12 protein-coding genes are annotated in these 11,777 nt (G+C 55.8%); 11 read left to right on the top strand and 1 reads right to left on the bottom strand.

Annotated elements, in window-relative coordinates; translation table 11 throughout:
* The 5 genes from yceG to ptsG all read left to right on the top strand — a co-directional run bounded on the left by yceG (position 1) and on the right by ptsG (position 5,191).
* Positions 1-1,023, top strand: a complete 1,023-nt coding sequence (yceG, locus tag AB8818_RS05690; protein ID WP_371199848.1) for a cell division protein YceG — start codon at positions 1-3, stop codon at positions 1,021-1,023.
* On the top strand, positions 1,013-1,654 hold the full coding sequence (tmk, locus tag AB8818_RS05685) for a dTMP kinase (RefSeq protein ID WP_163328757.1): 642 nt from the start codon (positions 1,013-1,015) through the stop codon (positions 1,652-1,654). Before yceG ends, tmk begins: the two co-directional genes overlap by 11 nt.
* Complete coding sequence (holB, locus tag AB8818_RS05680) at positions 1,651-2,655, top strand: DNA polymerase III subunit delta' (protein ID WP_192981682.1); 1,005 nt, start codon at positions 1,651-1,653, stop codon at positions 2,653-2,655. The genes tmk and holB overlap by 4 nt, the downstream gene beginning before the upstream one ends.
* 10 nt (positions 2,656-2,665) lie before the next feature.
* Positions 2,666-3,460: a metal-dependent hydrolase gene (locus AB8818_RS05675; RefSeq protein WP_116340654.1), complete on the top strand. Its 795-nt coding sequence runs from the start codon at positions 2,666-2,668 to the stop codon at positions 3,458-3,460.
* Positions 3,461-3,757: 297 nt separating this feature from the next.
* Positions 3,758-5,191, top strand: coding sequence for a PTS glucose transporter subunit IIBC (gene ptsG, locus AB8818_RS05670; protein WP_028012724.1), 1,434 nt, complete (start codon positions 3,758-3,760; stop codon positions 5,189-5,191).
* Between the two features lie 83 nt (positions 5,192-5,274).
* On the opposite strand, the gene fhuE is transcribed toward ptsG, so the two are convergent.
* Entirely contained in the window at positions 5,275-7,464 is a 2,190-nt protein-coding gene (gene fhuE, locus AB8818_RS05665) for a ferric-rhodotorulic acid/ferric-coprogen receptor FhuE (protein ID WP_192981678.1), read from the bottom strand.
* 351 nt (positions 7,465-7,815) lie between these two features.
* Between fhuE and hinT the strand changes: the two genes are divergently transcribed.
* The 6 genes from hinT to ycfP are packed head-to-tail and all read left to right on the top strand — an operon-like array spanning position 7,816 to position 11,628.
* Positions 7,816-8,175, top strand: coding sequence for a purine nucleoside phosphoramidase (gene hinT, locus AB8818_RS05660; RefSeq protein WP_006809243.1), 360 nt, complete (start codon positions 7,816-7,818; stop codon positions 8,173-8,175).
* 1 nt (position 8,176) lies between these two features.
* Positions 8,177-8,551, top strand: a complete 375-nt coding sequence (locus AB8818_RS05655; protein WP_371199846.1) for a YcfL family protein — start codon at positions 8,177-8,179, stop codon at positions 8,549-8,551.
* A gap of 13 nt (positions 8,552-8,564) precedes the next feature.
* Positions 8,565-9,209, top strand: a complete 645-nt coding sequence (lpoB, locus tag AB8818_RS05650; RefSeq protein ID WP_116341164.1) for a penicillin-binding protein activator LpoB — start codon at positions 8,565-8,567, stop codon at positions 9,207-9,209.
* Positions 9,190-10,014: a thiamine kinase gene (gene thiK / locus AB8818_RS05645; protein ID WP_192981675.1), complete on the top strand. Its 825-nt coding sequence runs from the start codon at positions 9,190-9,192 to the stop codon at positions 10,012-10,014. The genes lpoB and thiK overlap by 20 nt, the downstream gene beginning before the upstream one ends.
* An 11-nt stretch (positions 10,015-10,025) precedes the next feature.
* Positions 10,026-11,051, top strand: a complete 1,026-nt coding sequence (gene nagZ / locus AB8818_RS05640; protein WP_163329602.1) for a beta-N-acetylhexosaminidase — start codon at positions 10,026-10,028, stop codon at positions 11,049-11,051.
* 34 nt (positions 11,052-11,085) lie between these two features.
* Complete coding sequence (gene ycfP, locus AB8818_RS05635; RefSeq protein WP_008500781.1) at positions 11,086-11,628, top strand: alpha/beta hydrolase YcfP; 543 nt, start codon at positions 11,086-11,088, stop codon at positions 11,626-11,628.
* The last annotated feature ends 149 nt before the right edge of the window (positions 11,629-11,777 follow it).

The raw sequence follows: 11,777 nt of genomic DNA, 5'->3' as shown, positions 1-11,777 counted from the left end.
ATGAAGAAAATGTTGCGCTTTGTCCTTCTCCTGATCGTTGCGCTGGGTATCACCGGCGGAGCGGGAGTATGGAAGGTTCGCCAGCTGGCGGACAGTAAAATCCTGATTAAAGACGAGATGATTTTTACCCTGAAAGCAGGTACCGGGCGGATGGCGCTGGGCGAGCAGCTTTACGGGGATAAAATCATCAACCGTCCACGCGTGTTCCAGTGGTTATTGCGTATTGAGCCTGAACTGTCTCACTTCAAGGCTGGCACCTATCGCTTTACGCCCGGCATGACCGTCAGAGAGATGCTACAGCTGCTGGAAAGTGGTAAAGAGGCACAGTTCCCGCTGCGTTTTGTCGAAGGGATGCGCCTGAGCGATTACCTTAAACAATTACGTGATGCGCCTTACATCAAGCATACGCTCAAAGATGACCGTTACGAGACGGTCGCCGAGGTGCTGAAATTTGAACATCCTGAGTGGGTAGAAGGCTGGTTCTGGCCTGACACCTGGATGTATACGGCAGGCACGACCGATGTGGCGATTCTTAAACGAGCACACAAAAAGATGGTCGCGGCGGTTGATTCCGCCTGGGAAGGGCGCATGGACGGGCTGCCTTATCAAGATCAAAACCAGTTTGTGACAATGGCCTCGATCATCGAGAAAGAGACTGCCGTTGCTGCCGAGCGCGATCGTGTCGCTTCGGTATTCATCAACCGTCTGCGCATCGGCATGCGTCTGCAAACCGACCCGACCGTCATCTACGGCATGGGCGAGAGTTACGCCGGCAAGATCTCCAGAAAAGATCTGGAAACGCCAACGGCGTATAATACCTACGTGATTAACGGTTTACCGCCGGGCCCGATAGCCACGCCGAGCGAGGCTTCGCTCAAAGCCGCGGCGCATCCGGCCAAAACTCCGTACCTCTATTTTGTGGCTGATGGAAAAGGGGGGCACACCTTTAACACCAACCTTGCCAGCCATAATCGCTCTGTTCAGGACTATCTGAAGGCACTTAAGGAAAAAAATGCGCAGTAAATACATTGTCATTGAGGGACTCGAAGGGGCGGGTAAAACCACAGCCCGCAACGTGGTGGTCGATACGCTGAAATCGCTCGGCATTTCCGACATGGTTTTCACCCGCGAGCCGGGCGGTACTCAGCTGGCGGAGAAACTGCGTAGCCTGGTGCTGGACATTAAATCCGTTGGCGACGAAGTTATCACTGACAAAGCCGAAGTGCTGATGTTTTACGCGGCCCGCGTCCAACTGGTTGAGACCGTTATTAAACCTGCGCTGGCCGAAGGCAAGTGGGTGATTGGCGACCGTCACGATCTGTCGACTCAGGCCTATCAGGGCGGTGGGCGCGGTATTGACCAGACGATGCTGGCAACCCTGCGTGATGCCGTACTGGGGGATTTTCGCCCGGACCTGACGCTCTATCTGGATGTGACCCCGGAAGTGGGCCTCAAACGCGCCCGCGCGCGCGGCGAACTGGATCGCATTGAAAAGGAGTCTTTCGACTTCTTTAACCGCACGCGCGCACGTTATCTTGAACTGGCCGCACAGGACAGCGCAATTCGTACCATTGATGCAACGCAATCTCTGGAAAACGTGACGCGAGATATCCGGCAGACCGTTACGCAGTGGCTACAGGAGCAGCAGGCATGAAATGGTATCCATGGTTGCGCCCGCACTTTGAACAGCTCATCGGCAGCTATCAGGCCGGGCGGGGGCATCATGCGCTACTGATTCAGGCGTTGCCGGGAATGGGGGATGATGCATTGATCTACGCCATCACCCGCTTCCTGATGTGCCAGCAGCCGGAAGGGCACAAAAGCTGCGGTAAATGCCGCGGCTGCCAGCTGATGCAGGCGGGCACGCATCCTGACTACTATACGGTTGAGCCTGAGAAGGGCAAAAGCGCGCTCGGTATTGATGCCGTGCGTGAAGTCAGCGAGAAACTGTATGAACATGCGCGACTGGGCGGGGCGAAGGTTGTCTGGCTCAACGACGCTGCGCTGCTCACCGAGGCGGCGGCGAACGCTCTGCTTAAAACCCTGGAAGAGCCGCCGGAAAAAACGTGGTTCTTCCTCTCATGCCGGGATCCGGGACGATTGCTGGCGACGCTGCGCAGCCGTTGCCGCCTTCATCACCTGACGGTGCCCCAGGAATCGTGGGCGCTGAGCTGGCTGGAACGAGAGGTGACAACGTCACAGGAGAGCGCGCTGTCTGCGCTGCGCCTCAGCAGCGGCGCACCCGCGGCGGCGCTGGCGTTACTGCAGCCTGACGTCTGGTCGCAGCGAGAAGCGCTCTGCCGGGCCCTTGAGGCTTCACTTAACACCCAGGACTGGCTGGGTTTACTGCCTGCGCTGAATAGCGATCGGGCCGTTGAGCGTCTGCACTGGCTGGCCTCCCTGCTTCTGGATGCGCTAAAAATCCAGCAAGGGGCAACGCTTCTGACTAACCCGGACGCGTGGCCCCTGGTGAACATGCTGGCCAGCCGCCTTACAGGCGCGTCTCTGCACGCTATCCTTCATGATGTTTGCGAGAGCCGCGAACAGCTTTTAACCGTGACGGGTCTTAATCGCGAGCTTTTGCTGACAGACCAGCTATTGCGTATTGAACATTACCTGCAACCAGGCGTTACGCCGCCTGTTTCCCATCTCTGAGAGAGACATTATGTTTTTAGTCGACTCACACTGCCATCTTGATGGCCTGGATTATCAATCCCTGCACAACGACGTGGATGACGTGCTGGCGAAAGCCGCTGCCCGCGATGTGAAATTTTGTCTTGCGGTGGCGACGACGCTGCCGGGGTATCGCTCAATGCGTGAGCTGGTGGGCGTTCGCGATAACGTGGTGTTCTCCTGCGGCGTTCATCCGCTGAACCAGGATGAAGAGTATGACGTAGAAGATCTGCGCCGACTGGCAGCAGAAGAGGGCGTCGTGGCGATGGGGGAAACCGGGCTGGATTATTTTTACACGCCGGAAACGAAACCGCGTCAGCAGGCGTCCTTCCGCAACCATATCCGCATTGGCCGCGAACTGAACAAGCCCGTCATCGTGCATACCCGCGACGCGCGCGCCGATACGCTGGCGATCCTCCGGGAAGAAAACGTGACGGATTGCGGTGGCGTACTACACTGTTTCACAGAAGACAGAGAAACGGCGGGTAAACTGCTTGATTTGGGGTTTTATATTTCGTTTTCCGGGATCGTTACGTTCCGTAACGCTGAGCAACTCCGTGATGCTGCGCGTTATGTTCCGCTCGATCGCATTCTGGTGGAAACAGACTCTCCGTATCTGGCGCCGGTACCGCATCGCGGTAAAGAGAACCAGCCGGCCATGACGCGAGACGTAGCGGAGTACATGGCCGTGCTTAAAGGCGTCAGTATTGAAGAACTGGCCCGCGTCACGACGCAAAACTTCTCTGCGCTGTTCCATATCGACCCCGCCCGCCTGCAATCCGTCTGATAAGCCTGTTTTTTTTAGGCTCGTAATTAATAAATAAAACGAGTAAAGTTCACCGCCTCATTTGGGGCGGTAACGGTCTTCTTAGAAACATCCAGACATGCTTTTTGTAAATTACTGAAAGTTTTTCGACCGCCTTAAGCTGAAACGTGATAGCCGTCAAACAAACTCAGAGGGAATTATTTTACTCTGTGTAATAAATAAAGGGCGCTTAGATGTCCTGTCCACGGCACGGTACTCCCCCCGGGCCAATGCGTGAAAGCGTAAAAAAAGCACAAATACTCAGGAGCACTCTCAATTATGTTTAAGAATGCATTTGCTAACCTGCAAAAGGTCGGTAAATCGCTGATGCTGCCAGTATCCGTACTGCCTATCGCAGGTATCCTGCTGGGTGTCGGTTCTGCTAACTTCAGCTGGCTGCCAGCCGTAGTTTCCCATGTGATGGCTGAAGCAGGCGGTTCCGTCTTTGCTAATATGCCTCTGATCTTCGCTATCGGTGTTGCGCTGGGCTTCACCAATAACGACGGCGTTTCTGCGCTGGCTGCAGTGGTTGCTTACGGCATTATGGTGAAAACCATGGCCGTGGTTGCGCCACTGGTTCTGCATTTACCGGCAGAAGAGATTGCCGCGAAACACCTGGCAGATACCGGTGTTCTGGGCGGTATCATCTCCGGTGCGATTGCAGCGTATATGTTCAACCGCTTCTATCGCATCAAGCTGCCTGAGTATCTGGGCTTCTTCGCGGGCAAGCGTTTTGTTCCGATCATCTCTGGTCTGGCAGCGATTTTCACTGGTGTGATCCTGTCCTTCATCTGGCCACCAATCGGTTCCGCTATCCAGACCTTCTCTCAGTGGGCTGCTTACCAGAACCCGGTTGTCGCGTTCGGTATCTACGGCTTCATCGAGCGTTGCCTGGTGCCATTCGGTCTGCACCACATCTGGAACGTTCCATTCCAGATGCAGATTGGTGAATTCACCAACGCAGCGGGTCAGGTGTTCCACGGCGATATCCCACGTTACATGGCGGGTGACCCAACTGCAGGCAAACTGTCTGGTGGCTTCCTGTTCAAAATGTACGGCCTGCCGGCTGCTGCGATTGCTATCTGGCACTCTGCTAAGCCAGAAAACCGTGCAAAAGTGGGCGGTATCATGATCTCCGCAGCGCTGACCTCGTTCCTGACCGGTATCACCGAGCCGATCGAGTTCTCCTTCATGTTCGTTGCGCCGATCCTGTACATCATCCACGCTGTACTGGCTGGCCTGGCGTTCCCAATCTGTATCCTGCTGGGTATGCGTGACGGTACGTCCTTCTCTCACGGCCTGATCGACTTCATCGTTCTGTCCGGTAACAGCAGCAAGCTGTGGCTGTTCCCAATCGTGGGTGCGTGCTATGCCGTTGTTTACTACACCATCTTCCGCGTGCTGATCAAAGCACTGGACCTGAAAACTCCGGGTCGTGAAGATGCAACAGAAGACAGCAAAGCAGGTGCGACCAGCGAAATGGCTCCGGCACTGGTTGCCGCGTTCGGCGGTAAAGAGAACATCACTAACCTGGACGCGTGCATCACTCGTCTGCGTGTGAGCGTTGCTGACGTTGCGAAAGTAGACCAGCCGGGTCTGAAAAAACTGGGCGCAGCAGGCGTGGTTGTTGCAGGTTCGGGCGTTCAGGCAATCTTCGGTACTAAATCCGATAACCTGAAAACCGAAATGGATGAGTACATCCGCAACAGCTAAGCTGTGACCTGGGGAGACTAAGGCAGCCGAATGGCTGCCTTTTTTATTGCTGTAGTTTGTTGTGCCAGGTGGCGGCTTAACGCTCAGAAGTCGTAGCTCGCGCTCAACGAGACGTTCAGCGGCGCGCCATAAACCACGTAAGAGCCGACGTAGTCGTAATACTCTTTGTCGAACAGGTTGTTAACGTTCGCCTGAACAGCAAAATCTTTGGTCACCTGATAACGGCTGAACAGGTTAACCAGCCCGTAGCTGCCTTGCTCTGCGCGGGATTGTCCCGCCGGGCCACCGTCCACATCTGTCCACACTTTGTTCTGCCAGTTTACGCCACCGCCTACCGTCAGCGCTGGCAGCATTGGCAGTTGATAACGGGTAAACAGCTTCAGTGTCGTGCGCGGCTGATCGGAACTGACAGCGTTGTCGTTCTTATCTTCCGCAATGTAGCGGGTTGCGCCGAACGTCAACTGCCAGTTATCGGTCAGGGCGCCGTTTAGCTCGAACTCAATCCCTTTGCTGACCACGCCGTCCAGCGATTCATAAATCGACTCACCGCTCGGCATGTAGGTATAGGTGTTGCTCGCCACGTTATCCTGTTCAATGCGGAAAATCGCCAGCGAGGTGGTGAGGCGGGTATTGAACCAATCCGCTTTTACGCCGGCTTCATAGCTTTTGCCCGTCGTTGGGTCGAGATAGCGTCCGCTGGCGTCACGCTTGTCCTGTGGCTGGAAGATGGAGGTATAGCTGACGTAGGTCGACCAGTCTTCGTCGATATCGTAGACCAGGCCCGCGTAAGGCGTTACGTCATCTTTGGTGCTTTCAAGACGGGTATCAGGAGAGCCCGCCGGGTTATAGCGAATGTTGTAGTTGGTGTAGCGCGCCCCGAGGATCAGGTGCAGCGGGTCGGCCAGCGAGAAGCGGGCGGAAGTATAGGCCGATGACTGGCGGATGTCGTCCTGGCTGTAGAGCTTCCACGGCGTCCACTGCGGATCGGCGATATTCCCGTTCCAGTTTTTGAAATTCCCCACGTCAACCATGCCGTACAGCGCATCCGGTATTCTGTTGTCATAATGGTTGCGCTGTCGGCTGAAGCTGCCGCCAAACATCATCTCGTGCTGACGGCCGAATAGATCGAAGCCGCCGCGCAGGAAGGCATCAACCGCATCCTGTTTGCGTTCACCTTTGTTCCAGCCGCCGTAGCCCACCATGCCCGCACCGGTCTGTTTATCGGGATAGCCGGACATATACATCAGCTTGCTGTCGAAGTTGGTCTCCGCGTGCATGCCGTTGACGTGCGCTTCCCAACCGTTATCGAAACGCTGCGTCAGGTTAGCGAAGATGCGGGTGCTGTCCTTGTCCGAGTAGGCCCAGTCAGGCGCGACGGTCTGGCTACGGCTGTAATCGGTTTTACTGCCGTCGCTGTACCAGGTCGGCAGCCCGCCCCAGGTCGGATCGGCGGTGTGGCTTTCCTGATACTCATACCCCACTGAGAGGGTCGTGCTGTCGGTGACGTCAGCATCCATCACGCCGTAAAGGAACTTCTTCCGGTAGTGATAGTTGTCCACGAAGCTGTCGTTGTCCTGATAGCCCGTAATCAGGCGTCCCCGCACCTTCCCGGACTCTACCAGCGGTGCCTGCAGATCCAGCACGTAGCGCTGTTTGTCCCAGCTGCCGTAGCTGACGGAGACATTGCCTTTGAATTCATTGCTGTCTGCATGTTTGCGCACCATATTGACGTACGCCGCCGGGTTGCCGGTACCGGACATCAGCCCGGTTGCGCCGCGGACCACTTCGATACGGTTGTAAATCGCGGTATCGGCGGCAGTGTCGCCGAAGTTCCACACTTCGCTGATGGAGGTTGGCAGGTCGTCAAAGGCGTAGTTGCTGACGAAAAATCCGCGTGAATAAAATACGGTACGGTCGCTGTCCTGGACCTGCGCCGTTACGCCAGTCGTGTTGTTTAACACCTGGCCGATAGACTGCAGGTTCTGATCCGCCATGCGCTGTTGGCTAATGACGCTAACGGACTGCGGAATATCGCGGGGCACGAGGAGCAGTTTGGTCCCCGTGGTAGTGGTCTTTACGCTGTAATCCCGATCCTGCCCGCTGGAGGCATCCGGGACGCTATCGAAACCGCCATCAACCACAACGGTATCTTCGCCTGTGGAGGCGGCAAAACTCACGGCTGGCATCAATGCCATGGCAATACAGGCTGCCAGCAACGAAGGCGTTGCGACAGACTGACGTTGCCCATCCCTGGTGTGATGATTGAAAGACATTATCAAACCCTTAATGAACGGTGAAGGTTAGCTGCGTCAGTCCCGAAGACACGGTCTGACGTCGTTTTCTATGTTAAAAATGCGCATGAAAATGCAAATGCGAAATATACGCATTGCTATTAACGCTGTAAACAGATGTGTCGAGCGGAACTGAAATAATGTTTCAGCTCGTTTAGACGCGCGAGCGGTCACTCTTCAGTCAGCTGATGAATAATCAACAAAGAATTCGGGGGAGGAGGTTGAAAGGACAGGAGAAACTCGCTCATACTCATGAATTGTGTCGCGCACTCATTCAGAGAGTGTGTTAACAGCGGACGCACCACGCCAGATTTAACAAAAAAGGAAAAGGTCATGGCCGAAGAAACGATTTTCAGTAAAATTATTCGCCGCGAAATCCCGTCGGATATCGTCTATCAGGATGAACTGGTAACGGCTTTCCGGGACATTTCCCCTCAGGCACCGACACACATCCTTATCATTCCCAATATTCTGATTCCGACCGTAAACGACGTAAAAACCGAGCATGAAGTGGCATTAGGTCGTATGCTGACGGTGGCTGCGAAAATTGCCGAGCAGGAAGGCATAGCGGAAGACGGCTATCGACTGATCATGAACTGTAATCGTCACGGCGGCCAGGAAGTTTATCATATTCACATGCATCTGCTGGGTGGACGTCCGCTGGGACCGATGCTGGCTCACAAAGGTCTGTAACATGTTTAAAGGGCGTATTGCAGCGCTGGTAATGACGATGATGATTGTAGGATGCAGCACGCGTCCGGCGATCCCCGTGAGCGATGAACAGACGCTGGTGATGGAATCCTCCGTGCTGGCCGCGGGCATTACGGCGCAACAGCCCGCGTTAACGATCAGTGAAATTAAGTCTTCTGCTTCCTCTGCGCTCTTTAACGAAACAAATGAACCTGTAACGGTCCACTACCGTTTTTTCTGGTATGACGTAAGAGGTCTTGAGATGCATCCGCTGGAGGCGCCGCGCAGCGTCACCCTTCCGGCAAGGTCGTCGGTAACGCTCTATGACAGCGCCAGCTATCTGGGTGCGCATAAGGTGAGACTTTATCTTTATCTCTAAGGGGTGAACCTTGATTAAAAATTTGAGCCGTTATGCGCTCGTGACAGCTTTCGCTCTGTTCCTTGCAGGGTGTGTGACCCGTACTGAACAGCCTGCGCCCGTGGAAGAGGCTAAACCGGGTACTGAACAGCCGACGACGCCAACGCAGCCGCAGCCAACCGTGCCGTCGGTACCGTCGATTCCGTCCCAGCCTGGCCCGATTGAACATCCGGACCAGACGTCACAGCCTGCGCCGCGCGTGCGCCACTATGACTGGAACGGTGCGATGCAGCCGATGGTCGGCAAAATGCTGCAGGCCCAGGGCGTGACGGCAGGCAGCGTGCTGCTGGTCGATAGCGTGAACAACCGTACCAACGGTTCGCTGAACGCGGGCGAAGCGACAGAAACGCTGCGCAACGCTCTGGCAAACAACGGTAAATTTACGCTGGTCTCTGCCCAGCAGCTCGCGGTAGCCAAACAGCAGCTGGGGCTGTCGCCGCAGGATAGTCTCGGCACCCGCAGCAAGGCGATTGGCATTGCCCGCAACGTTGGCGCACAGTATGTGCTGTACTCTAACGCGACCGGCAACGTGAATACCCCAGCCCTGCAAATGCAGCTGATGCTGGTTCAGACAGGCGAAATTATCTGGTCAGGTAAAGGTGCGGTTACGCAACAATGACAGCACGCGTGAAGACATTCTGACGCGCTTTTTTCCGCAGTACCGCCTTATCGCGCCGCAGGCCCACTCCGGGCTTGGCGGCGCGAGTTGCATTATAGCGCAGGGCGAGCACCGCCTGGTCTTGCGGCAGAATCACGATCCTTTCGCGCCCGCTTTCCATTTTCGCCGTCAGTTTCGCGCCCTCAGGCGTCTTCCGTCGGATCTCGTGCCGGAACCCCGTTTTTTCAGGCAGGGCTGGATGGCCGTCGACTACCTGGAGGGGGAGGTAAAAAGCGCGCTGCCGGACACGCAGGCGCTTGCGGCGATGCTGTATCATCTGCACCAGCAACAGCGTCTGGGATGGCGAATCACCTTACTTCCGCTGCTGGAAAACTACTGGCAGCAAGCCTCTCCAGCAAGACGTACCCCAGTGTGGCTTGCGCATCTCAAACGGCTGCGTAAAACGGGCGAGCCGCAACCGATTCGGCTCTCCCCGTTGCATATGGATGTGCATGCCGGGAACATCGTGCATACGCCACATGGAGCCAGGCTTATCGACTGGGAATATGCCGGAGACGGCGATGTGGCGCTGGAGCTGGCCGCGGTCTGGACGGAAAGTGAAGCCGCGCGGCAGAAACTCATCACAGAGTATGCCAGAGTGGCGCACTTTGACGCCGATGCGCTGGCGCGCCAGGTGAGACGCTGGCGGCCATGGGTCATCATGCTGATGGCGGGCTGGTTTGAGATGCGTTTACAGCAGTCTGAAGATAAACAATTTATTGCGCTGGCAGACGATGCCTGGCGCCGGTTACAAACGAAAGGATAAGAGAGGTGAGTGTGGGTCCAGTCATGTTGGATGTTGAAGGGTTTGAGCTGGATGCGGAGGAGCGTGAAATTCTGGCGCATCCGCTGGTGGGTGGCCTGATCCTGTTTACCCGCAACTATCACGATCCGGCGCAGCTGCGTGAACTGGTGCGCCAGATCCGCGCCGCGTCGCGCAATCATCTGGTGGTGGCCGTCGATCAGGAAGGCGGTCGCGTGCAGCGTTTTCGCGACGGTTTTACCCGCCTGCCTGCAGCCCAGTCTTTTGCCGCGCTGCTCGGCATGGAAGAGGGGGCAAATCTGGCTCAGGAAGCCGGCTGGCTGATGGCCAGTGAAATGATTTCCATGGATATCGACATCAGCTTTGCACCGGTGCTGGACGTGGGACATATCAGCGCCGCGATTGGCGAGCGCTCCTACCATGAAGATCCGCGTATTGCGCTGGCCATGGCGACCCGGTTTATCGACGGCATGCACGATGCCGGGATGAAAACTACCGGGAAACACTTCCCGGGCCACGGGGCGGTAACGGCGGACTCGCATAAAGAGACCCCTCGCGATCCGCGCCCGGAAGCGGAGATCCGCGCCAAAGATATGTCGGTTTTTCAGTCGCTTATCACCGATAACAAGCTGGACGCCATCATGCCCGCGCACGTCATTTACAGCGACGTCGACCCGCGTCCGGCCAGCGGCTCTCCGCACTGGCTGAAGACCGTTCTGCGTCAGGAGCTGGGTTTCAACGGCGTGATTTTCTCTGACGATTTATCGATGGAAGGGGCGGCGATCATGGGCAGTTACGCTGAACGCGGTCAGGCGTCGCTGGATGCAGGTTGCGATATGATCCTGGTCTGCAATAATCGTAAAGGTGCCGTTAGCGTGCTGGATAACCTGTCGCCGATCAATGCCGAGCGTGTTACACAATTGTATCATAAAGGTTCATTTAGCCGTCAGGAGCTGATGGATTCGGCGCGCTGGAAGACGGTCAACGCCCGGCTTGAAGACCTGAACGAGCGCTGGCAGGCACATAAAGCCAGCCTGTAAACCCTCCCGGAAGGCGTAGCGTGGTGAGAAGACAATGATCATCTATTTACACGGTTTTGACTCAAACAGTCCTGGTAATCATGAGAAAGTGCTGCAGCTGCAGTTTATCGATCCTGATGTACGGTTGATCAGCTACAGCACGCGCCATCCAAAGCATGATATGCAGCATCTGCTCAAAGAGGTGGACAAAATGCTGCAGCTCAACGTTGACGACCGCCCGTTGATTTGCGGCGTGGGGCTGGGTGGCTACTGGGCGGAGCGGATTGGTTTCCTGTGCGACATCCGCCAGGTGGTCTTCAATCCCAACCTTTTCCCGAACGAGAACATGGAAGGCAAGATCGACCGCCCGGAAGAGTATGTCGATATTGCGACCAAGTGCGTCAGCAATTTTCGGGAGAAGAACCGTGACCGCTGCCTGGTGATCCTGTCGCGTAATGATGAGGCGCTCAACAGCCACCGGGCTGCAGAACTCCTGCATCATTACTATGAGATCGTCTGGGACGAAGAACAGACCCACAAGTTCAAAAACATCTCCCCGCACCTCCAGCGCATCAAAGCCTTTAAAACACTGGGCTAAACCACAGCCTGCCACTTCAGAAACCCGGTCGCGAACGCGCACCGGGTTTCTTTTTGTCCAGAATTGTCTACTTTTAAGCCATCAAAACTTGATGCATATCAATTTTGGTATGACCAATGCGCCTGACGTGTTATTCTCAATGCACCTGA

The sequence above is a fragment of the Enterobacter sp. KB-280D8 genome, assembly GCF_041399405.1.
In the GTDB taxonomy this organism is placed as follows: Bacteria; Pseudomonadota; Gammaproteobacteria; order Enterobacterales; family Enterobacteriaceae; genus Enterobacter; species Enterobacter cloacae_N.
The sequence above is the reverse complement of the archived record's forward strand: the minus strand, read 5'-3'. Positions and strand labels throughout refer to the sequence as shown.

Excerpts from the sequence above, each read along its gene's own strand:
- fhuE (WP_192981678.1), bottom strand. The coding sequence starts at position 7,464 with ATGTCTTTCAATCATCACACCAGGGATGGGCAACGTCAGTCTGTCGCA.
- AB8818_RS05655 (WP_371199846.1), top strand. The coding sequence starts at position 8,177 with ATGTTTAAAGGGCGTATTGCAGCGCTGGTAATGACGATGATGATTGTA.
- hinT (WP_006809243.1), top strand. The coding sequence starts at position 7,816 with ATGGCCGAAGAAACGATTTTCAGTAAAATTATTCGCCGCGAAATCCCG.
- ptsG (WP_028012724.1), top strand. The coding sequence starts at position 3,758 with ATGTTTAAGAATGCATTTGCTAACCTGCAAAAGGTCGGTAAATCGCTG.
- tmk (WP_163328757.1), top strand. The coding sequence starts at position 1,013 with ATGCGCAGTAAATACATTGTCATTGAGGGACTCGAAGGGGCGGGTAAA.
- ycfP (WP_008500781.1), top strand. The coding sequence starts at position 11,086 with ATGATCATCTATTTACACGGTTTTGACTCAAACAGTCCTGGTAATCAT.
- holB (WP_192981682.1), top strand. The coding sequence starts at position 1,651 with ATGAAATGGTATCCATGGTTGCGCCCGCACTTTGAACAGCTCATCGGC.
- yceG (WP_371199848.1), top strand. The coding sequence starts at position 1 with ATGAAGAAAATGTTGCGCTTTGTCCTTCTCCTGATCGTTGCGCTGGGT.
- AB8818_RS05675 (WP_116340654.1), top strand. The coding sequence starts at position 2,666 with ATGTTTTTAGTCGACTCACACTGCCATCTTGATGGCCTGGATTATCAA.